Below are 25,315 nucleotides of genomic sequence, written 5' to 3' on the forward strand. Positions count from 1 at the left end.
TGACCCGAGAAGGACATCAGGTGATCACTCCTGTTCTGCCCGCCTCCCGCGACAAACGCAGAGAGGTGGACAAAGACGGTGCGGTGGCGTCGTTCGACGAGTCGACGACCGCCTGGGCTCTCGCCGCCCGCGCCGGCGACCCGGCCGCCGTCGACCGTTTCGTACGGGCCCTGCACCCCGACGTCGTCCGCTATGTCGCGCACCTTTCCTCCGATCCCCAGGCCGCCGACGACCTGGCCCAGGACACGTTCCTGCGGGCACTCGGCAGCCTGCACCGGTTCGAGGGGCGCTCCTCGGCGCGGGCGTGGCTGCTGTCCATAGCGCGCCGCGCGGTGATCGACAGCTACCGGTACGCCGCCGCCCGGCCACGCCTGTGCGTCACGGACGACTGGAGAGTGACGGTCGAACGCGCCCAGCCGATCGGCCTGCCCGGCTTCGAGGACGGTGTCGCGCTGCTCGACCTGCTGGACGCGCTGCCCGGCGAGCGCCGTGAGGCGTTCGTCCTCACCCAGTTGATGGGGCTGCCCTACGCGGAGGCGGCCGAGGCCAGTGGCTGCCCGATCGGAACGGTCCGCTCGCGCGTGTCCCGTGCCCGGGCCACGCTCATCGAGCTGCTGGCCGAGGCCGAGGCGACGGCCGAGCCGACCCCGCTGGCCGCGTGATCGAAGGGCGCCGGCGCCGTCCGTCCGAAGCGCGGGCCGGCGCCCTTCCTCTCGCCGAACAGCTCCGAGCACTCCCATGGATGACAGTCGCGCGCGGGATGAGGCGCGTATGAGCGAGGTCGCAATGAACAGTCCGGACCGTACGAGCGGGCAGCAGCCCCACCTGGTGCGGATCTCGCCCCTCGACTACCGGGAACGCTTCTCCTGACAGGGGCGTTCAGCCAATCCCGGCATGCGGGCGCCGCGCAGGTCATCTCGCACCGGTGGTCACGGGTACCCGGACACCGACCCTCCCGCTGTACCGGAACCACAGGTTGTAGAGCACTTCCCGGCCCGGCTTCAGCGCGGGCGGATCCATGATCAGGACGCCCAGACCGTCCGGGGCCATGCGCACGGTGCCGCCCGCCGGAACGTCGACGGACCACACTTGTTCCGTGAGCCCCGCCCGCTCCCGGTCGCCTCCGGTTCGGCGGATGGCGCTGACTCCCAGCTCCGGCGAGTCCGCGTACAGGAGCGTGTCCCGCGAGACGCCGGTGTTGCGGATCTCGAAGTAGGCGGTGGTGGAGCTCGCGCCCCTGGGGGGAGCGATGATCCGGGCGTCCACGACCGTGATCCGGGGCGGAGGATCGCCGGCCAGGCCGGTCATGGCGTAAGCGGTCAGCAGGATCAGAGCCGCGCAGCACGCGCCGAGGGGAACCGCGGCGGACCGCAGCGCGCTCGTGAACAGACTTCTCGGCGTCAAAGGCGTCAAAGGCGTCAAAGGCGTCGAAGGCATCAAAGGCGTCGAACGGGCCCCACGTGCCGGCCTCATCGGGCGCATCAGGGTCTTCAGGCTCCTCCGCTTCACACCCCAGTAGTCGCGGCGCTCCCTCCCGGGGTTCCGGCAGCGGATGAACCGGCACCCCAGGTGGCGGGAACCCACGCGGAGTTCGCCCCGACTTCTGGAACGGGTGGCAGAGGTCCGCCCGTGCCCGAGTGGATCCTGGAGAGTTTCGATGCGTTCTCGCGTGTGGTGGGGTACGACGGCCGTGGTGCTCGGCGGCCTGCTGGCGGCGGGCTGCGGCAGTGGGGACGGCGGCGGGGACGGCGGCGAGGCGAGCCCCGCTGCCGGGAAGGCCGCCTCCGACGGCTACCCGGTGACCGTCACCGACTGCATGGGAGCCAGGACCACGTTCTCCGAGGCTCCGCGGAAGATCGTCACCAGCAATGCCTCCAGCCTGGAGTTGCTGCTCCGGCTGGGAGCCGGGGACAAGGTGATCGGCACCGGCTTCCCGCCCGGCAAGGGCACGCTGCCCGGCGAGTTGGACGCTCCGGCGCAGAAGGTCAAGGTGCTCGGCCAGACCGTGATCCCCAAGGAGAAGCTTCTCGGCTCCGGCGCCGACCTGTACATCGACACCTTCGCCAACATGAACATGGGCGGCGGAATGGGCGACGCGCCGACCGAGGAGGAGTTCAAGGCCGCCGGGATCAAGCACATCTACCTGAAGTCCACCGCCTGCGCGGCGCAGAGCAAGAGCCCCGTCACCGACCTGACGGCCGTCGAGGAAGACATCACCTCCCTCGGTGCCGTGACCGGCACTTCGGCGAAGGCGAAAGAACTCGTCACGAGCATGAAAGAGAAGGCGGACGCCGTGCGGAAGGTCGTCGGCGGCACGGCCGAGGCCGAGCGGCCGACGTACTTCTTCTTCGACTACGACGCCGGCACCAAGCAGCCCATGGCCGTCTGCAACCGGCAGATCGCCAACGCGGTGATCACCCAGGCCGGGGCCCGCAACGTCTTCGCCGACTGCGACGGCGACTTCAAACCGGTCGGCTGGGAGGAAGTGATCGCCGAGAACCCGGACTGGATCCAGTTGGGCGTACGCAACCGGGGCAGCGGGGCCGCGAACAAGAAGGCGTTCGACGAGGCCCAGAAGTGGCTGGAGACGAACTCCGCCACCAAGGGGCTGAAGGCGGTCAAGGAGGGGCACTTCCTGCGGATCGGCTCCGAGCAGACCACCATCGCCGGGGTCCAGAACGCCGACACAGTCGAGGAGATCGCCAAGGCGCTGTACCCCGGCAAGGTCGACTGACCGTGATCGACGCCCTGCTGAGCCGGAAGGGTACGGACCGAAAGAGCACAGGCCGAAAGGGCACGGATCGAGAACGCGCGGACGCCCGCAGGCAGGTGCGTTCGGTGCCTGCTGGCCCCTTGGCCGCGCTCCTCGCCGTGGCGCTGTTTGCCGCTCTCACGGCGGCGGTCTCCTGGGGCTCGACGTCCATCGCGCCGGGTGAGGTGTGGGGCGTGGTGGGGCGGCGGCTCTCCGGAGAGGCGCCCCGGCCGGGCACGGACGACCTCATCGTGTGGCAACTGCGCGTCCCCCGAGCCCTGCTCGCCGCGCTCGTCGGTGCCGGGCTCGGTCTCGTCGGTACGGCGATGCAGGCTCTCGTGCGCAACCCGCTGGCCGACCCCTACTTCCTGGGCATCTCCAACGGCGCCTCCCTCGGGGCGGTCGCCGCGATCGTGCTCGGCGTCGGGACGGGCGGCGCGCTGGGCCTTGGCCTGTCGGGCGCGGCGTTCGCCGGGGCGCTGGCGACGTTCGCGCTGGTGTGGACGGTGGCCCGGCGCCGCGGGGGATTCGCCCCACTGCGGCTGGTGCTGGCCGGGGTGGCGATCGGCCAGTTCCTGTCCGGCTTCACCAGTTATCTCGTACTCCAGGCCGGGGACGAGCAGCAGACGCACAGCGTGCTGTTCTGGCTCATGGGCAGTCTGAGCGGGGCGAGTTGGCAGCTGCTCGCCGTACCCGCCGTCGCCGTACCCGTCACCCTGGTGTGGCTCCAGGCGCGCGCCCGGGCACTCAACGCCCTGCTCATGGGCGACGAGACGGCGGCCGGGCTCGGCGTCGACGCCACCCGGCTGCGCCGTGAGCTGTTCACCGCGACCAGCCTGCTCACCGGCGTCCTGGTCGCGGTGTCCGGCGCCATCGCCTTCGTCGCGCTGATGGTGCCGCACGCCTGCCGCCTGGTCGTCGGCGGCGACCACCGGCGACTGCTGCCGGTCTCGGCGCTGTTCGGGGCGCTGCTGCTGGTGGTGGTCGACATCGTGTGCCGTACCGCCATGGACACGCAGGAGCTGCCGGTCGGGGTCGTCACCTCGCTGATCGGCGCGCCGGCGCTGCTGTACCTGCTGGACCGGCGCCTGGGAAGCGGCAGTTGAGGCTACGGAGGAGTGGCGATCGAGGAACCGGAGGAGTGGCAGTCGAGGACCTGGGGGGAAGGAAGTTGAGGATCTGGGGGAGTGGCAGTTGAGGATCGACGTCGAGGACCTGCACATCGCCTACGACGGCCGTACGGTCGTGGCCGGCGCCCACCTCATCGCCGCCGAAGGCGAGATCACCGGCCTGGTCGGACCGAACGGCAGCGGCAAGTCCTCGCTCTTGCGGACCGTCTACCGCCACCTGAAACCCGCCGCCGGACGCGTCCTGCTCGACGGCACCGACCTGCGAGAGCTGAGCCCTGTCCAGGCGGCCCGGCGGGTGGCCGCGCTCCCACAGGAGCGGGGCGGCGACTTCGAGCTGACCGTGCGTGAGGTCGTCGCCATGGGACGCACCCCGTACAAGCGGGCCTTCGCCGGGGACGACGCCACCGACCGGGACGTCATCGCGAAGGCGCTCGCCGACACCGGTATGGCGGACCACACCGGGCGCCGCTTCACGGAGCTGTCCGGCGGCGAACGCCAACGCGTCCTGCTGGCCCGTGCCTTCGCCCAGCAGACGGATGTCCTGGTCCTGGACGAGCCCACCAACCACCTGGACATCCGCCACCAGGTGGAACTGCTCGCCCTGCTGCGCGCCCAGCGCCGTACGACGCTGGTGTCGCTGCACGACCTCAACGCCGCCGCGTCCGTGTGCGACCGGCTGCACGTCCTGCACGAGGGAAGCGTGGTCGCGTCCGGCCCGCCCCGCGAGGTGCTCGTCCCCGCCCTGCTGGCCGAGGTGTTCGGCGTACACGCGGCCGTGGTGGAACATCCGCTGACCGGCGATCCCCTGATCGCCTTCGACCACCGGGCCCCGGCGGGGCCCTCGGCCGCCGCCGGGGCCGTGGCGCGGCACGCCTGAGGCGCCGCACCCCTGAACTTCCTTTCTCTCCGCACAAATTCGGCCAGCCCCGGGAACTCCCCCGAACGCTCCCCCGACCCCTGGGACGAGGCTGCTGTCCGGCAGCCCACCCGCGAGGGAAGGGGCGGAGAGTGACGGACCACGCTTCCGGTTCGGGGCGGCCCGGTCGCATACCCGCGGTCGAGGACCGCTGGCTCCTGGTGGCCGTGGCGGGCCTGCTGTCGTTCGTGGCGATGCTCGACATGAACATCGTCAACGTGGCGCTCGCGGACATCTCCGAGGGCCTGCACACGACGGCCGCGACGGCCCAGTGGGCCGTGCTGGGCTATCAACTCCCGGTCGTCGCCCTGCTGTTGCCCGTCGGCCGGTGGCTGGACGGGGTGGGTCTGCGTCCCGCGCTGCTGGCCGCGACCGGCGGCTTCACGCTGTGCAGTGCCCTGGCTGCCGCCTCCCCGTGGGCGGCCTGGCTGGTCGGCGCCCGGATGGGGCAGGGCGCGTGTGGTGCGGTGCTGTTCGTGCTGATGCCGGTGCTGGCGATGCGCGCCGTACGGCCTCAGGTGCGCAGCCGGGCGATGAGCGTGCCCGCGACGCTCGGCCCGTTGGGCGCGGTGACCGGTCCGGCGGTGGGCGGGTTGCTGCTGGACCACCTGGGCTGGCGCTCGGTCTTCCTGGTGAAGATCCCGTTCTGTCTGCTGGCGCTGGCCGTGGCCTGGAAGGCGATGCCCCGTGACGGCCGCCTGCGCCCGCCCGACCGGCGGTCCTTGGCCGACATGGCGCTGGTCGCCACCGGCGTGACGGTTCTGCTGCTGTCTCTGACCTTGGCCTCCGATGCCTTCGCGTGGCTGTTGCTCGCGCTCGCCGCCGTACCGCCGCTGTGGTGGTGGCTGCGCGGACCGGGCGGCCGGCCGGTGGCCGGCGTGCTGCGGGAGGCGCGGCTGCTGCGGGCGCACGGCGCCGTGCTGGCGCTGGCGGCCGGGTTCGCCGCCATGCACTACGTCGTCGCCCTGCACCTTCAGCAGGGCGACGGCGTCAGCGCCACCACGACCGGGCTGACCGTGCTCGCCTTCCCGCTCGGCATGGCGCTGGCCGGACCACTCGGCGGACGACTGGCCGATCGGTACGGCCCTCAGCCCGTTGCGGTGGCAGGCGCCATGCTCACCTCCGTCGGACTGCTCCTGCTGATCCCCCTCGGCGACACCTGGTCGCCGCCCGACGTGGCCTGGCGCCTCGCACTGGCCGGGATCGGCATGGGCCTCACCGGCGGCCCGACCCAGACCCTGGTCATGGGCGCCGCCCCACCGGACCGGGCCGCCACCGTCGGCTCGGCCGTACAACTCGCCCGCAGCCTCGGCTTCACACTCGGCCCGGCACTGGCCACCGCCACCTGGGCACTGGCCGGGGCGGACGGCGGCGTACGGGCCTCCCTGATGCTCGCCGCGGTGGCCGCCTGTCTCGCCGTACCCCTGCTGGCCCTGCCCGGCCGACGGCCGACCCCCACCTCCATCCCCGAGAAGACCACCGACGCGGCGACTGCCGCCCCTCACTGACCCAGGAGCCATCGGAATGTGCGGAATCACCGGCTGGGCGTCCTTCCACAGCGACGTCCGCACCCAGGCCCCGGTCATCGAAGCCATGACCGCCACCCTCGCCCCGCGCGGCCCCGACGCCGAAGGCGTCTGGCTGGGCGAGTACGCCGCGATCGGCCACCGCCGCCTGGCTGTCATCGACATCGAGGGCGGCGTCCAGCCGATGACCGACCGGCCCGACCGTCCCGACCGGCCGGCCCTCGTACTCAGCTACAGCGGCGAGGTCTACAACCACCACGAACTACGGGCCGAACTGCGCGCCCGCGGACATGCCTTCCATACGCGCAGCGACACCGAGGTGGTGCTGCGCGCCTACGCCGAGTGGGGTGAGGACGTCGCCGACCACCTGGAGGGCATGTTCGCCTTCGCCGTCTGGGACGACCGAGCCCGGCGGCTGCTGCTGGTCCGCGACCGGCTCGGCGTCAAACCGCTGTTCTGGGCGGCCGTCGACGGCGGCCTGGCCTTCGCCTCCGAACCCAAGGCCCTGTTCGCCCACCCGGAGATACGGCCCAGGGTGGACGCGGACGGACTGCGGGAGGCGTACAGCCTGCTGTTCAACACCGGACCGACCGTGTGGTCCGGGGTGCGGGAGGTCGAGCCCGGCGGCCTGCTCGTCCTCGACCGGTCCGGCATCCGCGAGCGCCGCTACTGGCAGCTGGAGGCCGGTGCCCACGCCGATGACCAGGACGCGACCGTGGAGCGCGTCCGCAGCCTGGTCGGTACGGCCGCCCGCAGCCAGCTGGAGGCCGACGTCCCGCTGTGCAGCCTGCTGTCCGGCGGCATCGACTCCACCGTCCTGACCGCCCTGCTCGCCGACGAACTCCGCCTGCGCCAGGGCCCGGACGCCCGCATCCGCTCGTACGCCGTGGACTACAGCGACCAGGCCGAGCAGTTCGCCGGCGATGTGCTGCGCACCAGCCACGACACCCCGTACGCCGCCGAGGCCGGTGCCTTCATCGGCACGGACCACAGCACGGTCGTCCTCGACCCGCTTGCCCTGCTCGACCCCGAGCACCGCAAGGCGGTGGTCGCGGCGCGGGACTCGCCGATCGGCGTCGGCGACATGGACACCTCCCTCTACCTCCTGTTCGGGGAGATACGCCGGCACTCCGTCGTCGCCCTGTCCGGCGAGGCGGCCGACGAGGTGTTCGGCGGCTACCCCTGGTTCCACAACCCCAAGGCGCTGGCCGCGGCCACCTTTCCCTGGCTGCTGGTCACCGGCGACGAGGCCGCCATGCCGCTCAACCCCGAACTCGGCCTGCGCATCGCCGAGTTCCGCGACGACACCTACCGCAGCGCCCTGGCCGCCGTACCCCACCTCGACGGCGAAACCTCCACCGAGCACCGGCGGCGCGAGATGCAGCACCTGTCCCTGACCCGCTGGCTGCGCCAACTCCTGCACCGCAAGGACCGGTTGAGCATGGCCCAGGGCCTGGAGGTCCGCGTGCCGTATTGCGACCACCGCCTCGTCGAATACGCCTTCAACGCGCCCTGGGCGCTGCAGAGCTTCGACGGCCGCGAGAAGAGCCTGCTGCGCGCCACGGGAGCCGGGCTCGCCCCGGACTCGGTGCTGCACCGGCCCAAGAACCACTACCCGGCCACCCACCACCCCGACTACAACCGCGGCCTGCAGAACATGGCCCGTGACGCGCTGGCCGACGACCGGGTCCGTTCCCTCGCGGACGAGTCCCGCCTCAAGCCCTGCCTCGACACCCCGCCCGACCGGCTGGAGTGGGGCCACCGCCTGCGTCTGGAACGCGTCGTCGACCTCGCCCTGTGGCTGGACCACTACCAGCCCGAACTAGCCCTGTAGACCTGCGACCTGTAGCCCTGTAGAGGAGCCATCCCATGACCGTCCAGGAACCCCTGCCGACCGCGGAGCCGCAGACGCTCCTGCCCGACCCGGTCCCGCTGACGGGTTGCCCGTACAAGGCCGACCCCTACCCGCTGTACGAGCGAATGCGTCAGGCCGGCCCGGTCCACCGCGTGCTGTTCCCCAGCGGCGTACAGGCGTGGCTCGTCACCGGCTACGAAGCCGCCCACGCGGCCCTCAACGACGACCGCCTCGGCAAGAACCACGACCGCGGCAACGACCGCTGGCGCGCCCGCGCCTCGATCATGCCCGAGCCGCAGCACTCGCAGCTCCAGGTCCACCTCCTCCACCAGGACCCGCCCCAGCACACCCACATGCGGCGCTTCGTCACCGACGCCTTCACCCCGCGCCGCACCGAGCAACTCCGCCCCCACTTCCAGGAACTGGCCGACACGCTCGTCGACGCCCTCCCCGAGACCGGCCCCGCCGACCTCGTCACCGGCTTCGCCGCCCACTTCCCCTTCCAGGTCCTCGCCGCGGTCATCGGCCTCCCCGCCGAACTGGCGTCCCGTTTCGACCGCGACTGGGGCAAGGTGGTCCAGCCGGTCGGCCCCACCGACCCCGGACGCCCTGCGTACGAGGCCCGGCTGCACGGCCTGCAGAGCTACATCGCCGACATCGTCGCCCACAAGCGCGAGCACGGGGACGACGACCTGCTCAGCCGCCTCGTCGAGGCCCGTGACCGCCGTGAGCTCTCCCAGGCGGAGCTGGACTCGATGATCTTCCAGCTCCTCGTCGCAGGCCAGGAGCCGGTCACCAACCAGATCACCACCGCCCTGATCGCGCTCTTCCGCCACCCCGACCAACTGGCCCGGCTCCGCGACAACCCGGACCTGCTGCCGCGCGCGGTCGAGGAGTTGCTCCGCCATGACAGCGCCTTCGAGCTGACCACCTGGCGCTTCTTCGACCAGGACAGCGACCTGTACGGCACCGAAGTCCCGGCCGGAGACTCCGTGATCGTCTCCCTGTGCGCGGCCAACCGCGACCCCCGCCGCTTCCCCGACCCCGACACCCTGGACTTCGAGCGATCGCCGAACCCGCACCTGGCCTTCGGCCACGGCATCCACTTCTGCCCGGGCGCCGCCCTCGCCCGCGCCGAACTCCAGATCGCCCTCGGCACCCTGCTCACGCGCCTGCCCGGCCTGCACCTGGCGATCGCAGACGAGGACATCGAGTGGATCCCGGCCGTCCTCGGCCGCGGCACCAACCACCTGCCCGTCGGCTACGACCGACGCCGCTGACGCCTGACATCCGGCTGACAGGGCCCGGTCCCACAACCCGTACCGGCCCGGCCCCGGCCGCCCAGGCTGACCACCCACCTGACCGTCGGCTACGACCGACGCCGCTGACGCCTGACACCTGGCATCCGGCCGACAGGGCCCGGTCCCACAACCCGTACCGGTCCCGGCCGCCCAGGCTGACCACCCACCTGACCACCGTCGGCGCCCGGCGCCCCGCCACGGCGCCATACGGCCATGCCCGCATGCCCTCACGGAGGACCCACATGCCGCAGACGACCGCGCCGGACGCCCACTCCACCAGCATCAGCGCCGCGATCCTGCGCCTGCTCCTGCCGTATCACCGCACCACCGACCACGCGCCCGCCACCGCGGAGGCGTTCCGGCACCAGCGGCGCCGTATCGACGGCTTCGTAGGCGAAGGAGAACCCGTCGTGTTCACCCTGCCCGGCTTCCCCTGCAAGTCCCCGAACCCCGCCAAGGTGCTCGGCCACCTCCCCGACCAGGGTGAGCGACTCTCCCTCACCTTTCTCCAGAGCCTGTGCATGGACATCGAGCAGATCTACGCACCGGGCGCCCGGGTCGTCATCTGCTCCGACGGCCACGTCTTCGGCGACCTCATAGGTGTCCCGGACGACCACATAGACGCCTACTCGGACGAACTCCGCGCGGTCATACGGGCGTTGGATCTGCACCACCTGTCCGTCTTCGACCTGCGCGACGTCCTCGGCGACCTCCCCCACGACACACAACGCGCCCGCGTCCACGACCAGTACGCCCCCACCCTGGAGGCCCTGCGCGCCGAGGTCCGCGCCGACGCCCACACCCTCGCCCTGTACCGGGGCATCACCCGCTTTCTCGTCGACGACACCACCGACTTCACCGGCAGCCGCTCCGCCCTTCAGCGCGAATGCCGTAGACGCGCCTACGGCGTCATCCAGCGCAGCCGCGCCTGGGGCGACCTCATCGCCGAGCACCACCCCCGCGCCATACGCCTGTCCATCCACCCCCAGCCCATCGGCGCCGCCAAGTTCGGCATCCGCCTCCTCGACGCGCCCGACGCCTGGACCACCCCTTGGCACTCAGCAGCCCTACGCGATTCCGACGGCAGCTGGACGCTCATGCCGCGGGCGAGGGCGGAGCGGCTCGGCCGTCTGGTCCACCGGAACGGCAGACCGAGCCACTTCGAGAGGGGCTGACACACGCGCCGCCGTCAACCGACAAGGCCCCGGCGGTCTCTGTACCGGCCGCCGGGGCCGCTTCCTGAGTCGCGGCAGTGCCGCCGCTCCGGTGTGTGACGTGTGTCACGCCACCTCATTGGTTACGTTGAGGTGACTGGTTACTGATGGTGAGTATGGAGGTGCAGCGCAGGGTGAACCCGTAACGGTAAGTCGTATCGCCTCTACGTCAGGGGCGTAAGGAGTGTTGTCATGACCAGCAAGCACGTCGACATCGCGAGTGAGTACTTCCAGGCCGTGCAGAAGGGCGACCTGGCCAAGGTGGGCGAGCTCCTGGCCGAGGAGATCGTGTGGCACCAGCCGGGCGCCAACCGGTTCTCCGGTGAGCACAAGGGGCGCGACGCCGTCTTCGCGATGCTCGGCGGGATGATGGAGGCCAGCCAGGGCTCCTTCGCCATCGACACGGTCCATAACCTCATGGGCAACGGCGACATGGTGGCCGCCTCCATCCACTTCGCCGGCCGGCGCGAGGACGCCTCCATGAGCATGGACGGCGTGGATGTCCTGCGCCTCAAGGACGGCAAGATCGTCGAGATGTGGCTGTTCTCCGGCGACCAGGTTGCCGAGGACGCCTTCTGGGGACAGTAGACCGCCCGCATCCTTCCCAGACGGAAGCCGTCCGGCACTGCGCTACCGTGCCGGACGGCTTGTTGCGTGGGTCACCGGGCGACCGGCGGCGAGATCCCTCACGGTCACTGGCGGGCGTCGTAGCTCTCACGTGCCGCGAGTACTTCGGTGATGTGGTCCTCGGCCCAACTGCCCAATGCGTGAATCGGGGCGTGCAGGGTGCGACCCAGTGCGGTCAGCTCGTATTCGACCCTGGGTGGCACCTCGGCGTACACGTGCCGGGTGACGATTCCGTCCCGTTCCAGGTCCCGGAGGGTCTCGGTGAGGACCTTGGCGCTGATGCCGTCGACGGTGGCGCGCAGGTCGCGGAAGCGCATGCGGTCGGCACTGAGGGCGATGACCACCATGGCCGTCCACTTGTTTGCGACGCGAGCGAGTGAGGTGCGGGACGGGCAGGTCGCCGTCATGACGTCGAAGGCCGGCAGTTGTGGCATGCGTGACATCCCCTCATCGGTTACGTGGAGGCGACTGGTTACCGGTGGTGAGTGTAGGGCCCCAGCAGGCAGCACTCGACTGAGCTCGGCCGAGCCGGTAAATCCTCCACGACAGCGCCGGGAACTACCGGTGGGGCCGAGCCGACCAGTCAGCAGAGAGTTCTCACTGGGAGGTAATCCATGGAACGTCGTACTTTCCTGCAGGCGTCCGCGTTGTCGACCGGGCTGACGGCGGCGGGCGCGCCCCTCGCCTCGGCGGCGTCGCCCTCGGCGGCGTCACCGTTGCGTGTCCAGATTCTGCTCTACGAGGGTGTGGAGGAACTGGATTCCATCGCGCCTTTCGACGTGCTGTCCCTCGCCGCCATGATGGGCGGCGCCATCCGGACGACATTGGTGTCGACCAACAAGCCGACCATGGTCACCGCGTCGAGGGGTCTGCGGATCGAGGTACCGCGCGGCTGGTCACCGCAGGACGCCGATGTGCTGATCGTGCCCGGCGGCATGCGGCACGACCAGCCAGGATCGGGCATGCACCGGCTGCTCGCGGACAAGGCGTTCATCCGGCGCCTCGCCGGCGTCGAAGCGATCATGGTCGGGGTCTGCACGGGCGTGATGGCCTTGTCGGCGGCCGGATTCACGCGCGGCAGGCCGGCCACCACCCACTCGGACACCAGGGCCGCACTCGCCGCACAGGGCGCGAAGGTGGTCAACGCGCGCGTGGTCGATGACGGCGACCTCGTCACGACCGGTGGCATCACCTCCGGCCTGGACGGCGCGGTCTGGCTGGTCGAGCGGTTCCTCGGCGCGAAGTTCGCCAACCAGGTCGAGACCGTATTGGAGTACGAGCGCCGCGGCACGGTCTGGCGTAACTCGTAGCGCAGGTCAGGACGGGATGATCTGCCACTGCTGAAGCGTCTGTGACGCGTACGGCTGCTGCTCGATGTTGGCTCCGTCGGTGGTGCTGCCCTCGTCGACGCCGAGAGAGAGCCCGCTGTAGCGGTTGATGAGGAAGTAGTTTCCGTCACGGTGGGCGTGACGGCCCAGTGCTGCTGGGGGCGCCGGCGTCTGTCCAGATGCCGACGTTGCCGCCGTCCGCGCGGGAGAGATCCGCGACCTCCAGGAGCGTGCCGCTGCCCACGCCCTTGATCTTGTAGTAGCCGTCGCCGGTGCTGGTGAAGGTCCACTTCTGGTTCGCCCGGTTGAGTCACGGCCACTGCAGGACGTTGGTGCCGTTGGCGGTGCCCGCGCCCGCCGCGTCGGCGACCTCGCCGCTGTGCCGGGCGACCAGCCGGTAGACCGTGCCTTCACCGGGCAGCGTGGTGGACACCAGCGCGGGCTTGGCCGTCCGGCCGCCGATGTTGGCGTAGCCGCCGGTGGCCGCGTTGACCTGGATCCGTACGATGCCCACGTTCCGGGCGGGCCACTCGACGGGCCCGGCATTGGCGGTGACGGACCAGAGCGAGGGCCCGGGCGGTGATGACCGCGGTGGAGGCGAGGCTCCCGGCCGCTGCGCATACGACAAGGGCCGGCCAGGCGTAGGTGGTCTGCGCCAGGGTTCCGGAGCGGTTCATCAACAGGCCGAGCAGCGAGGCGAGTTGGGTGAGGAGGAGGATCGGGAGAGTCTGGGGCAGCAACCGCATGGCCGTTCGCCACCATGGTCGCCGTGCGGTGTGCCGAGCCCATCGGGGCGCCCGCAGGACACCGCGGATGCCGAGGCCCGCCGCCAGCAGGGTCAGTACCGCCAGGACCCAGTCGGCCGTCATCGAGAAGGGCTTCGCCACCTCGGGGTTCTTGCCCTGCGCTAGGTCGACCAGGCTCTGCGATATCTGGGCGGCGTCGTCTCCGGCGATCAGGCCGGTATTGGTGACGACCGCGATGCCGATCCTGCTGCCGGGCAGCAGTGTGGCCATGGAGTTGTGGGTCAGGAGTTGGCCGCTGTGCTGGATCTGCTCGGGCCCGCTGCCTTGCTGGTTCCGCCACCAACCCATCGCGTAGTCCGTGTCCTTCGGAGCCTTCGGTGGGGTGTGCGTGAGCTCGATGGTGCGTGCGGTGGCGATACGGCGGCCGTCGGCGGACACGCCCTGGTTGTTCTGGGCGATGAGCCACTGGGAGAGGTCGTCGGCCGTGGTGACGACACCGTGGCCGCCCGCGGTGAACCAGCGGGGGTGCGGACGGGAGAACACCGTGCCGTAGGCGCGGACGTAGCCGCGGGCCCGGTCGGGCATCTCGGTGGTCGTGTCGACGGATGCGGTATGCGTCATGCGCAGCGGATCGAAGAGCTTGGCGGAGAGGTAGTCGGCGAAGGGCTGTCCGCTGACCACCTCGACCAGGCGTGCCGCGACGAAGTAGTTGGGGTTGTGGTAGCGGTGCCGGGTGCCCGGCGCGGTGGCGAGGGGCGCCTCGCGCATCGCGGCGACGGCCTCTTTGAGGGTGTGGGGTTGGGCGCGGGTCAGATCCGGGTAGGCGGAGTCGGCCATACCGGAGGTCTGGGTCAGGACCTGCCGGACGGTGATCTCCTGAGAGCGCCGGTCGGCCAGGGTGAACTCGGGCAGGTAGCGGTGCACGGGCTGGTCCAGGTCGACTTTGCCCGCCTCGACCAGTTGCATGACGGCGAGTGCGGTCATGGACTTCGACAGTGACGCCACGGGCAGGCGCGTCCGCTCCGTCATGTCCTGCCCGGACGCGCTGTGCCCGTACCCCGCGGTGTGGACGACCCGGTCGCCCTTGGTCACGGCGACCACCGCGCCCGGCAGACGGGTCTGCTCCAGGTAGTCGCGTACGAATCGGTCGATCGAGGCCGGATCCAGGGCGGCGGTGGACCGCGGGGCCGAGGAGGCCGGTACGGCGGTGGCCGCGACCGCTATACCGAGCGCGGCCAGCACGGTTCCGAGTCTGCGACGCGTGCCGGGAGGGACGGTGATCAGCTTCATGGAACCCAGTGCACCGGTCCCTCCCCCGCCGGCGCACTGGCACACACACGAGTTCAGAGGTAGTGCACGCACTACTGTCCCAAGATCCCCGGCTCGGTAGGTTCGAGGGATGCGACATCGGACCGCCTGGCAGGCGCTCGGTCAGAACCCGCTGAAGGTGCTCGGCTCCAGCTGGCCCTGGCGGTCCTTCGCCTATCTGCTGTCCGGTGTCGTCTACGGCGCCGTCGCCGGCGCGGTCCTTGTGGTCGCGCTCGTCGCGGGAGTCGTCTCGCTGGTGGTGTTGGTGGGGGTGCCGATCCTGCTCGGTGTGGCACTGTCCGGTGTCGCCGTCACCCGCTTCGAGCGGTGGCGCCTGCGCCTGGTGGACCTCGACCCGGTGCCGGACCCGCACCGGGCCCCCGAACGCCCGGGATTCGCCGGATGGGTGCGAACCCGGCTGCGAGAGCCTGCGACCTGGCGTGAGCTGGGCTTCACTGCGGTGTCGGCGACCGCGCTGTGGTGGATGGACTTCCTCGTCCTCGGCTTCGCCCTCGTCGTCCCCGTGCTGGTGATCATGTCGCCCCTCGATGACCCCGGGGCCTGGCCGTTGGTGATCGTCGGTCTCTGCCTGCTCGCCGCCGCGCCGTACACCATCACTGCCTGGGCCGGCGCCAGGGCGGCCGTCACACGTCTCATGCTGGCGCCGCGCGACAGCGAACTGGGCCGTGAGCTCACCGACGTACGGGCCTCCAGGGTGCGGCTGGTCGATGCCTTCGACGCGGAGCGGCGCCGGATCGAGCGGGACCTTCACGACGGGGCGCAGCAGCGGCTGGTCTCCCTCAATGTGATGCTCGGGCTGGCCGCCCTCGACACCGAGCCGGACTCACCGCTGGCCGGGCAACTCGCCAAGGCACAGGAACAGGTCGGGCTCGCTGTCGACGAACTGCGTGAGCTCAGCCGCGGCGTCCACCCGAAGGCTCTCACCGACCACGGTCTGGCCGCCGCGGTCGAGAACCTGGCGGGGCGGTCCGCTTTGCCCGTCACGGTCGACATCCGCCTGCCACGTCGTCTGCCACTCGCCGTGGAGACCGCGGCGTACTTCGTGATCGCCGAGGCTTTGACCAACGCCGTCAAGCACAGCCAGGCAACCCGAGTCGAGGTGTACGCCCGCTTGCACACCGACCTTCTGGCTCTCTCGATCAGCGACGACGGCATCGGAGGCGCCGCACCGGAGGCGGGTACCGGCCTCATCGGCCTGGCCGACCGCGTCGCCGTGGCGGACGGCAGACTCCGCATCTCCAGCCCTCAGGGCGGGCCTACCCTGATGCACGTGGAGCTGCCATGCCACTGACCGTCGTACTCGCCGAGGACTCCCCGCTGATGCGGGACGGCCTCGTCGGAGTGCTCACCCGCTTCGGCCACCAGGTGCTCGCCGCCGTCGGCGATGCGGACGCCCTGATCGCGGCGGTCCGGGAACACGCTCCAGACATCGTCGTCACCGACGTCCGCATGCCACCGGACAACACCGACGACGGCCTGCGCGCCGCCGTCGCCCTGCGCCACGAGCGCCCCACCTTGCCAGTCCTGGTACTCAGCCAGTACATCGAGCAGTCCTACGCCGCCCATCTGCTCGATCTCGGCAGCGACACCGGGGTCGGCTACCTCCTCAAGGACCGCGTCAGCGCCGTCAGCGAGTTCGTCGACGCGGTCGCCCAGGTCGCCGCGGGCGCGACGGTCGTCGATCCCGAGGTGGTCCGCCAACTCCTCAACCGTCGCCGCGATCCCCTGCAACGCCTTACCCCCCGAGAGCGCGAGGTCCTCGCCCTGATGGCCGAGGGACGCACCAACGCCGCCATCGCCCGCGAGCTGTACGTCACCGAAGCGGCGGTCAACAAGCACGTCAGCAACATCCTTCAGAAACTCGAGCTCCACCTCGACGGCCAGGCACACCGCCGCGTCCTCGCTGTCCTCACCTACCTCCGCGCATGACCGGCGATGGCCTGCCGCGTACCTCGACCATGTGGAGACGGGCCAACGAAAGACCTGGCCGTCCGCTCTTGCGGGCACGCTGTGGGGGTGGGCGCCACCAGCAGCCGGGCCACACGCGCGCGCGACACTTGCGCCGCCCGAACCGCAGTACTCGCAGGCTGATCTGGAGTGTCCGTTGCCACTGCACAAACGGGTATGTCTGTGACTCAGATCGACATCGACGACGACGCCCTGGAACGCGCCATGGCGCTGTCCAGGGTCAGGACCAAGAAGGAGGCGGTCAATCTCGCTCCGCAGTTGTTGGAGACGACTTTCAGGCTGGTGGTGCCCTGCGCGTGCAGGGCGTCGATGAGGGTGGCGGGTACGCCGGACAGCCCGAGTCCGCCGACGGCGAGCAGGCCTTGTGGTGGCATCCGGTCCACATGCACGACGCGGCGCACATGTGGCTACGGGAGACGACGGCCCGGGTCGCCGAGATGATGGCGACCGGTCGGCCCGCGAGCTCCCGTCCGCCGAAATGAAGGTTGGGCTGTGCCGTGCACGCAACCCTCAAATTGGACTAGACAACAAACAAACCCCAGGCCACTGACCTGGGGTTTCATCGTGGAGCGGGTGACGAGAATCGAACTCGCGCTCTCAGCTTGGGAAGCGATGGCGCTTGGGCGGCTCAGGGCTGCTGACCTGCGTCGATGCGGCGTGCCGAAGCGGTTGCGCGGGTCTGGTCGTACCGCTGTTGACCGCGGTTGTCCGCTCTTACGGGCACGCTGTGGGCACGAGCTGCGAGGACCGGCGGGCAGAGCGCGTGGACGAACGCCACCGCGCTTGGCCGGGCTCGTTCGGACGTTGGCTGGGGAGCGCCTTCGTATGTGCACAGGGCTCTCGGAAAAGCCTGTCTCCTGCTTACAGACCGAATGGTGCAGCGGCCTCAGAGCAGTCGGCGTTCGGGCTCGGGCTCACTCGTCGGCCTCCGGGCAGCCACCACTGGAGCGCCAGGCCTGCCGGTCGCGGCGATGCGCCCGAAGTCCCGGTCGCGGTGCAGCAGTCCGTTCCTGCAACCCGGCTGTGGCCGCCACCACGAGGTCGACAACCCTGGTGCCGTCCCCTTCCGGAGGGGTCGGAATTCCGGTCACCGGTAGATCCTCCCGCTTGATTCATCCGATCTTTTTCAGCCACCTCTGGTCCACACCGCAGCGGCGGCGAAAGGGGGAGAAACGGGCTGAGTCGGTCGCGCACCCGCGTGGGACGCGGACCGTGCGTCGGACTGGTACCCGCGTTCCGGGCCGATCTGTACAGGTTCTGAGGCACTATCCAGTGGTGCTCCCTCCGATATCCCGGCTGCCGGTATCCGGATCGGGGATACCGGATGCCGCACCGCAACCGCAGTGGCTGGAAATGTGTCTTTGGGCGCGTGGCCGAAGCTCCGGGGCGGGTGAGTTTCCGGCAGCACGCGCGGCCTTGGGGGGCTGGAATGAACACATGGGCAGTGCCCGGATACACCGAGTCACTGGAGCTCGGATCGGGGGCAAGCGGGCGAGTCGTCCTGGCCGTGCACGAGGAGACCGGCGTTCCGGTCGCGGTGAAGTACCTCAGCGAATCACTGCGCACCCGGCCGGGCTTCGTACGCGAGTTCAGGGCGGAGGCGCGGCTGCTCGGCGGCCTGGAGAGCCCGTACGTCACCGGGTTGTACGAGTACGTCGAGAGTCCGGACGGCGCCGCAATCGTGATGGAGCTGGTGGACGGTGTCTCGCTGCGGACCCTGCTGACCAGGGAGGGCCCGCTCGATCCCGAGGCCGCACTCGTGGTCCTCAAGGGGTCGTTGCTCGGCCTGGCCGATGCACACCGCGTCGGCGTCGTCCACCGCGACTACAAGCCGGCGAACGTCCTGGTCGTGCCGGACGGATCGTCCAAGCTCGTCGACTTCGGGATCGCGGTGGACGCCGGCACCAGCGTCGGCGTGGCGGGAACCCCCTCCTACATGGCCCCGGAGCAGTGGACCGGCGCGCCCGCCTCTCCCGCCGCCGACGTGTACGCGGCCACGGCCACCTTCTTCGAGTGCCTGACGGGCCACAAGCCGTACGCGGGTGACAATCTCGCCGAACTCGCGCTGCAGCATGTCGACGCGCCCGTCCCCGCAGAGGAGGCCCCCGAGGCGGTGCGGGAGCTGGTCCGGCGCGGTCTGGCCAAGGACCCGCGGGAACGGCCCACACACGCCGAGGAGTTCGTCACTGAACTCGAGGCGGTGGCCGGCGCCGCCTACGGGCCCGACTGGGAGGAACGCGGGCGCGGCCGGCTCGCCGCGCTGGTGGCCCTGCTGCCGCTGCTGCTGCCCTCGGCCCGCAGCGCTCCGCGTACCACGACGGACACGGCACGTACGGTCCTGAGCCCGGGCCGCGGCTGGGCGCAGTCGTGGCGTCCCGGCCGGCCGGGGACGCTGGTGGCCGGTGCGGCCGTGCTTCTGGCCGTCGTCCTGTCCTACGGCATCCAGCACACCCTGGGAGCGGATCCGCAACAGGCGGCGCAGGCCCTGGCCACCACCAGTGCCCAGCCCGGCGTGGAGCCGGGAGGGCCCACCGGTCCGACCGCGTCGGCGAACTCGTCCCCGTCGGCCCCGACGTCCACCGTGTCACCCAGCCTGTCGCCCTCGGACCCGGCGACTGCCGGCACCGACGAGCCCTCCGCGTCCGCCACCACGGCTCCGGCCCCGGAGACGAGTACGCCCGGCGGGGCGACCACCGAGGCGACGCCGACGACCGCTTCCCCCACCTCGCCGACTGCTCCCGCCGTCAAGGACGTCGCGGTGTCGGGCTTCCAGCAGACGGGTCCGACAACCGGCACGGCAACGATCGAAATCACCACGGACGGCACCGGGCCGCTCTCCATCACCGTCTCGTGGTTCACGAGCGACACCGGGGGACAGCTCGGCACCCCGGACGGTGCGTCCCAGACGTTCGAGCGCAGCGGTGCCACCCAGTACACGCTCACCGTCGACCACACCTTCCAGGGCGCCGGCTGCTACTGGGCGGTGCAGGCCACGACCACTCCGGCCTCCGCCGACGGCGGCGCCTCGCAGCAGCTTCAGACCAGGCGGTGTGTCATCCGATGAGCGCTCACAACGACCGCACTCCCGCGTCTGCCGAGGACTGGGAACCCACCCAGGTGCTCGGCCCCGCCGACGAACCCCGGATTCTCGACCCGGCCGACGACCACACCTCCACCCTCCACCTCGGCCCCACCGACGAACGCGCCCCGAGCGACGAACCCGGCTCCGCCGAGGCCGAGTACAGCGCCACGGTGCTGGCCAGCCACTGGATCCAGAGGCCCGAGCCGGACACCACCCTCGTCGGGCAGCCCTCCACGGAGATCCTGCCGACGCCGCCCGACCGTTCCGAAGGCACCGTGCTGCGTTTCGGCCCGGGGGTGACAGCCGCCGTCGCGCACCGTACCCACAGGACGCTGCCCGCGGTGCCGCCGCCTCGCGTGCCCCCGCGCCGACGTCTGCGAAGACACGCTCTGCCCGCGCTCGTGCTGATCGCCGTCATCGCCTTCCTAGCCTGGCAGCGCCTCGGGCCTTCCGTCGCGGTGCGTACGGCGGCGGTCACGGCCCGGCCGACGGTTCTGGGATGCGACGACACAGCGGACATAGTCGCCCTCGTCGCCACGAACGGCCGGCCGGGCACGCTCTCCTATCGCTGGACCCGCAGTGACGACACCGCCTCGGGCGTCCTGCGAGAAGTGGTGGTCCGGGGCCAGAGACAGGCACGTCTGCACCTGCTGTGGACCTTCCAGGGCAAGGGCCACTACACGGCACAGGCCGAACTACGGATCCTCTCCCCCACCCACCGCACGGTCACCACCCACCTGACGTACGAATGCCCCTGACGGGCGTCGGCCGGTCGGGCCGTCGTTCAGCGGGGTGGGACGGGGCCCCAGTGGGTCGGGCGGGCGTTGAGCTCGACGCGGTTCTTCTGACCGTCTCCACCGCTGAAGCGATGGGCGTCTCCAGCAGGTCCTGGAGACCGGGCACACGCGCGGTGTCCAGTGGCTTGAGCATGCTGGCAAAGTCGCCCGATGCAGTCGTGGTGACGGAGCAGGTGTCGTCCTGGCCGATGTCCAGGAAGCGCAGGGCGTCCTCAGGCTCTCGCCAGGGCGTGGACTCGATGGCTTGGCGCGTCCAGCGGCCGTAGGCCACGAAGCCGAGGCGCTGGTGTCGGGCACGCGGGTCCGCACAGCGAGGTCGATGGCCGTGATGCCCGGGGCGGTTGCGAAGCCTTCCTTGAGCGTGGCGACGATGTTGGAGCCAATGGACGTCAACCACCAAAGGATGCGGTCGCGCTTGGCGAGGTTCTTCAGCGTCGGGCTTCCGCCGACCGTCCGTCCGGGAGTCTGGGTGGGCATCGAGTCGAGGTCCTGGTGCCACATGACGACGGACGTGACCGAGCCGTCCACGCCGACGGCACAGCCGGCGGCAGGGTTGTCGGAGAAGGCTGGGTTCACCGCCTCGCAGACGGTGTCCTCGTCGTTCGCGAGCAGGGACTGCCACCAGTGCTCTGCCCCGTCCGCCAATCTCTGTCGGACCTCGTGCAGCTGCGAGGTCTCCGCGGCCAGATAGCTGGGCGCGTCCTGTTCTGCCCTACGCCTGGCCGCGGCCCTCTCTGCGCGGGCCAGCCGTCCACCCCCTGAAGGTGGAACGTCTGAGCCTCGGCCAGCGCCCGGGGCAACCCCAGTTGAGGAACGTTCGATATCACGGGTGTATGGGCCGTGGGGAAGGACTCCAGATGAACGCTGGTCGTCTGCTGCTTCAGCTCTCGCAACTGAGCGATGGCGGCATCGCCCTCCGCCTCCTGCTGAGCCCGCTCCGCCTGGCGGCGCACCCGGTCCAGTTGTGCGTCCGACGGGGCGACCGTCCGAGGCCGTGTGGTGCGGCGTGTGCTGGTCCGCCGTCGGCCGCCGCCGAGGGAACTGGAGGCGTAGAAGGGGCCGAGTCCAGTCGACATCCTGGCACCGCCACTGCCCACGCTGAGCCTCGCCGCGCGTGGCCCGACCGAGTTCCGTACCCCGCGCGTGGAGACACGCACACTCATCCCAGGCACACCGACACGGAAGCCGAACCCCCGGACATACCCCTCTCCCCACGAACAGTCTGGCACCGGGACAGGATCGGTGAGGGCAGCTCGGCAGTCCCGGTCACTGTGAACCAACGACAGCGATGGATACATCAATCCAGTACATGGACTAAGCTTGGTACATGTCCATGAAGCGCACCAATGTCTACGCCGACCCCGAAGACCTGGCGATCATCAAGGAGGCCGCCAAACGACGCGGGATAAGCGAGGCCGAGATCATCCGCCAGGGGATCCACCTCGCGGCGATGGCGAACCGTGTCTGGGATGAGCCGCTGTTCTCACGCACCTTCGAGGGGCCGGGCCGTACGCCATCCAGGGCCGAGGTCCGCGACGCGGTCGCAGACGCCGTGCGACGTGAGGCCGGCTCAGACTCCGGAACCGCCGCGTGATCATCGTCATTGCGGATACCTCCGGCCTCCTGGCCGCCCTCGACTCGGCTCACCCGGAGCACCGGGGGGCGAATGAGGCGATCATGGCGGCCGGACTCCTGATCATGTCGCCGCTTTTGCTGGCCGAACTCGATCACGTTGCCACACGCGAACTCGGGCGGGAGGCCGCCCTCAGCGCGGTCGACGACCTCCGGCGCTGGATGAGCCGGGGGCGCGTCGTCATGCCGGAGATCACGGAGGACCACCTGGGTGCCGCCCAGTCGGTCCGCGTCCGCTACGGCACCCTGGACCTCGATCTCGCCGACGCAGTGAATGTGGCGCTTGCCGCCGACTACGACACCGACGCAATCCTCACCCTCGACCGACGAGACTTCCGGGCCGTTCGACCGTTGGGCCGCCACAAGGCATTCCGGGTCCTGCCCGACGACCTCCCGCTCTGAGAGGGGGATCGTGATGCCGAAGTCCTGACTGTTGGGAGGGACTTCGGCAACTGTCGCCTCCGCGGGTACGTGAAGACTTCATCAACCTTGTCGGGGGACCGGCAAGCTGAGGGCCTCCCGTTCCGAAGGGTTGCGATGCGCACTACGAAGCCCCAGGTGAGCTGCACGTTTCCGAAGGCGGGAGCGTTGAGCGTGCGGCGCCTGTCCGGCACTTGTGCCCTCCGCGTGCCCAATCTTCGGGTGCGACACACGGCAGAAAACGCGGGAGAGACCCGGTCGCGCAAAAGCCCCAGGCCACTGACCTGGGGCTTCAGAAGAGCGGGTGACGAGAATCGAACTCGCGCTCTCAGCTTGGGAAGCGATGGCGCTTGGGCGACCACATGACTGGTGACCTGCGGGGATTCATCGTGTCGGCGTCGCCGCGCGGGCCCGGTCGCACCGCTGTTGACCGTAGTTGTCCGCTCTTATGGGCACGCTGTGGGCACGGTTTCTACGTGCGGCGGGCGGAGCGCCTGAGTGAACGGGCTCTGTGCTTGGCTCGGCCGGTTCGCATGTCCAACTCGGGGAGCGCTTCACCAGTGCACAGCCCTCCGGCGGAGCGTTCGCCCGCCTGGCTCACTTGCGCCCAGCCGAAGACACGCTGTGGGTACGGGGTGTCTCTCGTTCTTGCCCTGCGCGCTCAATAACCGCGTATTCTACGCGCCTTTTCCCGGGTTGTCGTGATTGCATGGTCAACCTCATTTTGTCATCCCATGGCCCGTTCTGTCGCGATATCCGGAGTGGGCCGTATTAGATTATTCATGGAGGGAAGAAGGTGAGAGACCATGCTGAAGTACACGGCTCCGACCGTCATCTGCCTAGGGCGGATCGAGGAACTGACCGGGCAGCTCCGTCGTGGCGTTCCTGACCTCCTCGGTCACGGCAACATTGTGTGACCAGCAACGCCCCGGCCCCTCACCTGCTGGTGCAACTGTCGGTCGGGGAGGGGCCGTCACATCTGACCAGCACCTAGCAGGGGACTTCGTGGGGTGCTCGGGACGTGTCGTACTCGGCACCCCTGGAACCCCTGAGCGCATTCCGCCCGGGGAGTATTTTTCGCTTCAATGGTTGAGTGCTGGATCTCCCGGGATCCCGCCACAACCCGATAACGGAACCCGGGTTCTTTTCTCCGGACCCCTGATATTCCGTCCATCCCTGGAATTCGTCCAGCGAATTGCTGACGTGACGGCCGGTGCACAATACCGTGCCCTCGCCGCCATACTCAGGACGCTCCCGGCGGAACTCTCCGGGTGCGTTGTCACACCGGAGCGGGTCGTTGTCTTCCGCGGGCTCTCCAGCCCCGACCAGATCTTCCACCGCAGGACCGGAACGTGCGTCTCCTGGTCCTCCGACCCGAGAGACCTGCTCGGCGGACGCCTGCCGGACTTCGACCGGGAGAGCCTCTGGCGGAGCTGCCGAGGCGAGGACGTCTTCCTGTATCCGGGGCTCGGGCTGCTGCGACCCGGGCAGTTCACCGCCCTTGGCCCCCGCGCCACCCAGACCGAGACCTACGAGCGTGCCACGCCCCTGGAACTGCCGCGCCGCACCACCCTGCGCGAGTACGCCCGCCTCACCTACGACCTGCTGCTGGAGGAGACCCGCCCCTGCGCCGGCGGCCGGATCGGCATCCTGCTCTCCGGCGGCGTCGACTCGGCCACCGTCCTGGCGGCGCTCGCCGAGCACGACGCCGACGTCACCGCGTACCACATGGGCACGGACGACCCGTCCGCCGACGAGTCCTCGTACGCGCGCCAGGTGTGCCGGCACCTGGCCGTCCCCCTGGTGACCGTCCCGCGCGCCACCGACGACGACTACTTCTCCACCACGTGCGACTTCCCGCACCCCTTCAACCACGTCTGGCCGCGCTCCCTGGAGCGCGTCGCCGACCGGATCGCGGCGGACGGCGTGCGGGTGGTGCTGTCGGGCCTGGAGGGGGACACGCTCTTCGGTCCCCTGCGGTACGGGCTGCACGACATCCTCGCGGGTGACATACCGCTGTACGAGAAGTGGCGGATGCTGCGTGGACTGCTCGGCACCCGCTGGGAGCTGAGCCGCATTCTGCGCAGTGCCCGGCCCTCGTACTCCCTGTACGCCGACCCCGAGGCGCTCGCCGAGGTCGAACTCGGCAGCGACTTCCTCGTCCCGGTGCCCGACGCGGCCCCCGAACCGTACGACCTGGACTTCGCACCCCAGGAACACACCCTGAACCTCGCCCTGTGGCGCCCGCGCGGCATCCACCTCGCCAAACCCCTCGGCGGCCGACCGCTGCGCCGCCTCGCGGCCAGGCTGCCCGACGTCTACCGCCTGATCCCCCACGCGGGGCGCACCATCGACAAACCCGTCCTGCGGCTGGCCGCCGCGCACCGGCTGCCACCCGACATCTGGCGCCACTACGGGCGGAGCTGGCTGGGCTCGCCCGACGAGACCTGGTGCCTGCGCCACCCGGAGGCGCTCGCCCGGATCCTCGGCGCCCCCGACGCCCGGCTGACCGAGCTGGGCGTCGTCGACCCGCGGCGCCTCGACGAGGTGCTGGCGAACCCGGGGGCACTGCGCCGCAACGCCGAGAACCTGCTCTGTTCCGCCATGGTCGAGCTCTTCCTGCGCGACCTCGAAGCACGACTGGGCCGCCGCCCCCGTACGACGACGGCGGCGGACGACCGGAGGTGACCGC

At 70.4% G+C, this 25,315-nt stretch carries 23 protein-coding genes and 3 pseudogenes; 19 read left to right on the forward strand and 7 right to left on the reverse strand.

Features of this window, described 5'->3' with window-relative positions:
* The first annotated feature begins 20 nt into the window (after positions 1-20).
* Positions 21-662 (forward strand): sigma-70 family RNA polymerase sigma factor, encoded by a 642-nt coding sequence (locus AB0I98_RS15425; protein WP_362940947.1) that lies wholly within the window; start codon positions 21-23, stop codon positions 660-662.
* A gap of 250 nt (positions 663-912) precedes the next feature.
* On the opposite strand, the gene AB0I98_RS15430 is transcribed toward AB0I98_RS15425, so the two are convergent.
* A complete protein-coding gene (locus AB0I98_RS15430; protein WP_362940950.1) occupies positions 913-1,404 on the reverse strand; it encodes a copper chaperone PCu(A)C in 492 nt (163 codons plus the stop codon).
* Positions 1,405-1,657: 253 nt separating this feature from the next.
* Here AB0I98_RS15430 and AB0I98_RS15435 point away from each other — a divergent pair, with 253 nt between their 5' ends.
* The 8 genes from AB0I98_RS15435 (at position 1,658) to AB0I98_RS15470 (ending at position 11,282) form a co-directional block, all read left to right on the forward strand.
* The gene (locus AB0I98_RS15435; protein WP_362940953.1) at positions 1,658-2,734 is read left to right on the forward strand and encodes an ABC transporter substrate-binding protein; all 1,077 of its coding nucleotides are present in this window, start codon (positions 1,658-1,660) and stop codon (positions 2,732-2,734) included.
* Between the two features lie 95 nt (positions 2,735-2,829).
* The gene (locus AB0I98_RS15440; protein ID WP_362941300.1) at positions 2,830-3,858 is read left to right on the forward strand and encodes an iron ABC transporter permease; all 1,029 of its coding nucleotides are present in this window, start codon (positions 2,830-2,832) and stop codon (positions 3,856-3,858) included.
* 88 nt (positions 3,859-3,946) lie between these two features.
* Positions 3,947-4,759 (forward strand): ABC transporter ATP-binding protein, encoded by an 813-nt coding sequence (locus AB0I98_RS15445; protein ID WP_362940956.1) that lies wholly within the window; start codon positions 3,947-3,949, stop codon positions 4,757-4,759.
* Positions 4,760-4,890: 131 nt separating this feature from the next.
* Entirely contained in the window at positions 4,891-6,306 is a 1,416-nt protein-coding gene (locus AB0I98_RS15450) for an MFS transporter (RefSeq protein ID WP_362940959.1), read from the forward strand.
* Between the two features lie 16 nt (positions 6,307-6,322).
* Positions 6,323-8,158, forward strand: coding sequence for an asparagine synthase (glutamine-hydrolyzing) (gene asnB / locus AB0I98_RS15455; protein WP_362940962.1), 1,836 nt, complete (start codon positions 6,323-6,325; stop codon positions 8,156-8,158).
* Between the two features lie 35 nt (positions 8,159-8,193).
* On the forward strand, positions 8,194-9,459 hold the full coding sequence (locus AB0I98_RS15460) for a cytochrome P450 (protein WP_362940964.1): 1,266 nt from the start codon (positions 8,194-8,196) through the stop codon (positions 9,457-9,459).
* A 263-nt stretch (positions 9,460-9,722) separates the two neighbouring features.
* On the forward strand, positions 9,723-10,655 hold the full coding sequence (locus AB0I98_RS15465; protein WP_362940966.1) for an isocyanide synthase family protein: 933 nt from the start codon (positions 9,723-9,725) through the stop codon (positions 10,653-10,655).
* Between the two features lie 231 nt (positions 10,656-10,886).
* Positions 10,887-11,282, forward strand: a complete 396-nt coding sequence (locus tag AB0I98_RS15470) for a nuclear transport factor 2 family protein (protein WP_362940969.1) — start codon at positions 10,887-10,889, stop codon at positions 11,280-11,282.
* 104 nt (positions 11,283-11,386) lie between these two features.
* Here the strand turns inward: AB0I98_RS15470 and AB0I98_RS15475 are convergent, their stop codons facing one another.
* Positions 11,387-11,755, reverse strand: a complete 369-nt coding sequence (locus AB0I98_RS15475) for a helix-turn-helix domain-containing protein (RefSeq protein ID WP_362940971.1) — start codon at positions 11,753-11,755, stop codon at positions 11,387-11,389.
* Between the two features lie 180 nt (positions 11,756-11,935).
* Here AB0I98_RS15475 and AB0I98_RS15480 point away from each other — a divergent pair, with 180 nt between their 5' ends.
* Positions 11,936-12,631 (forward strand): DJ-1/PfpI family protein, encoded by a 696-nt coding sequence (locus AB0I98_RS15480; RefSeq protein ID WP_362940973.1) that lies wholly within the window; start codon positions 11,936-11,938, stop codon positions 12,629-12,631.
* Between the two features lie 6 nt (positions 12,632-12,637).
* Here the strand turns inward: AB0I98_RS15480 and AB0I98_RS15485 are convergent, their stop codons facing one another.
* From AB0I98_RS15485 to AB0I98_RS15500, 4 genes are all read right to left on the reverse strand, one after another.
* The gene (locus AB0I98_RS15485; RefSeq protein ID WP_362941303.1) at positions 12,638-12,799 is read right to left on the reverse strand and encodes an RICIN domain-containing protein; all 162 of its coding nucleotides are present in this window, start codon (positions 12,797-12,799) and stop codon (positions 12,638-12,640) included.
* Complete coding sequence (locus AB0I98_RS15490) at positions 12,777-12,893, reverse strand: hypothetical protein (protein ID WP_362940976.1); 117 nt, start codon at positions 12,891-12,893, stop codon at positions 12,777-12,779. The genes AB0I98_RS15485 and AB0I98_RS15490 overlap by 23 nt, the downstream gene beginning before the upstream one ends.
* 66 nt (positions 12,894-12,959) lie before the next feature.
* Positions 12,960-13,082, reverse strand: coding sequence for an RICIN domain-containing protein (locus tag AB0I98_RS15495; RefSeq protein WP_362940978.1), 123 nt, complete (start codon positions 13,080-13,082; stop codon positions 12,960-12,962).
* Complete coding sequence (locus AB0I98_RS15500) at positions 13,060-14,685, reverse strand: serine hydrolase domain-containing protein (protein WP_362940981.1); 1,626 nt, start codon at positions 14,683-14,685, stop codon at positions 13,060-13,062. The genes AB0I98_RS15495 and AB0I98_RS15500 overlap by 23 nt, the downstream gene beginning before the upstream one ends.
* 109 nt (positions 14,686-14,794) lie before the next feature.
* Between AB0I98_RS15500 and AB0I98_RS15505 the strand changes: the two genes are divergently transcribed.
* The 3 genes and pseudogenes from AB0I98_RS15505 to AB0I98_RS15515 all read left to right on the forward strand — a co-directional run.
* Positions 14,795-16,015: a sensor domain-containing protein gene (locus tag AB0I98_RS15505; RefSeq protein WP_362940983.1), complete on the forward strand. Its 1,221-nt coding sequence runs from the start codon at positions 14,795-14,797 to the stop codon at positions 16,013-16,015.
* The gene (locus AB0I98_RS15510; protein WP_362940985.1) at positions 16,006-16,653 is read left to right on the forward strand and encodes a response regulator transcription factor; all 648 of its coding nucleotides are present in this window, start codon (positions 16,006-16,008) and stop codon (positions 16,651-16,653) included. Before AB0I98_RS15505 ends, AB0I98_RS15510 begins: the two co-directional genes overlap by 10 nt.
* Before the next feature lie 195 nt (positions 16,654-16,848).
* Positions 16,849-16,944, forward strand: a pseudogene (locus AB0I98_RS15515) (type II toxin-antitoxin system VapB family antitoxin); the annotation flags it as partial.
* Here AB0I98_RS15515 and AB0I98_RS15520 read toward each other — a convergent pair.
* Positions 16,941-17,066 (reverse strand): annotated as a pseudogene (locus AB0I98_RS15520) (CoA-transferase); the annotation flags it as partial. The pseudogenes AB0I98_RS15515 and AB0I98_RS15520 overlap by 4 nt on opposite strands.
* Here AB0I98_RS15520 and AB0I98_RS15525 point away from each other — a divergent pair.
* The 6 genes and pseudogenes from AB0I98_RS15525 to AB0I98_RS15550 all read left to right on the forward strand — a co-directional run.
* Positions 17,049-17,174: pseudogene (locus AB0I98_RS15525) on the forward strand (LysR family transcriptional regulator); the annotation flags it as partial. The pseudogenes AB0I98_RS15520 and AB0I98_RS15525 sit on opposite strands and share 18 nt — an antisense overlap.
* 947 nt (positions 17,175-18,121) lie before the next feature.
* Positions 18,122-19,756 carry a protein kinase gene (locus tag AB0I98_RS15530; protein WP_362940988.1) on the forward strand — a complete coding sequence of 545 codons (1,635 nt, stop codon included), beginning with the start codon at positions 18,122-18,124 and terminating at the stop codon, positions 19,754-19,756.
* Positions 19,753-20,532 (forward strand): hypothetical protein, encoded by a 780-nt coding sequence (locus tag AB0I98_RS15535; RefSeq protein ID WP_362940990.1) that lies wholly within the window; start codon positions 19,753-19,755, stop codon positions 20,530-20,532. The genes AB0I98_RS15530 and AB0I98_RS15535 overlap by 4 nt, the downstream gene beginning before the upstream one ends.
* A gap of 1,366 nt (positions 20,533-21,898) precedes the next feature.
* Positions 21,899-22,165 (forward strand): CopG family transcriptional regulator, encoded by a 267-nt coding sequence (locus AB0I98_RS15540; RefSeq protein ID WP_315886727.1) that lies wholly within the window; start codon positions 21,899-21,901, stop codon positions 22,163-22,165.
* Positions 22,162-22,605: a PIN domain-containing protein gene (locus AB0I98_RS15545; protein WP_362940993.1), complete on the forward strand. Its 444-nt coding sequence runs from the start codon at positions 22,162-22,164 to the stop codon at positions 22,603-22,605. Before AB0I98_RS15540 ends, AB0I98_RS15545 begins: the two co-directional genes overlap by 4 nt.
* A gap of 1,221 nt (positions 22,606-23,826) precedes the next feature.
* Positions 23,827-25,311 carry an asparagine synthase-related protein gene (locus AB0I98_RS15550; RefSeq protein WP_362940995.1) on the forward strand — a complete coding sequence of 495 codons (1,485 nt, stop codon included), beginning with the start codon at positions 23,827-23,829 and terminating at the stop codon, positions 25,309-25,311.
* Positions 25,312-25,315 lie beyond the last annotated feature (4 nt).

The organism is Streptomyces sp. NPDC050211, from assembly GCF_040656035.1.
Lineage (GTDB): Bacteria > Actinomycetota > Actinomycetes > Streptomycetales > Streptomycetaceae > Streptomyces.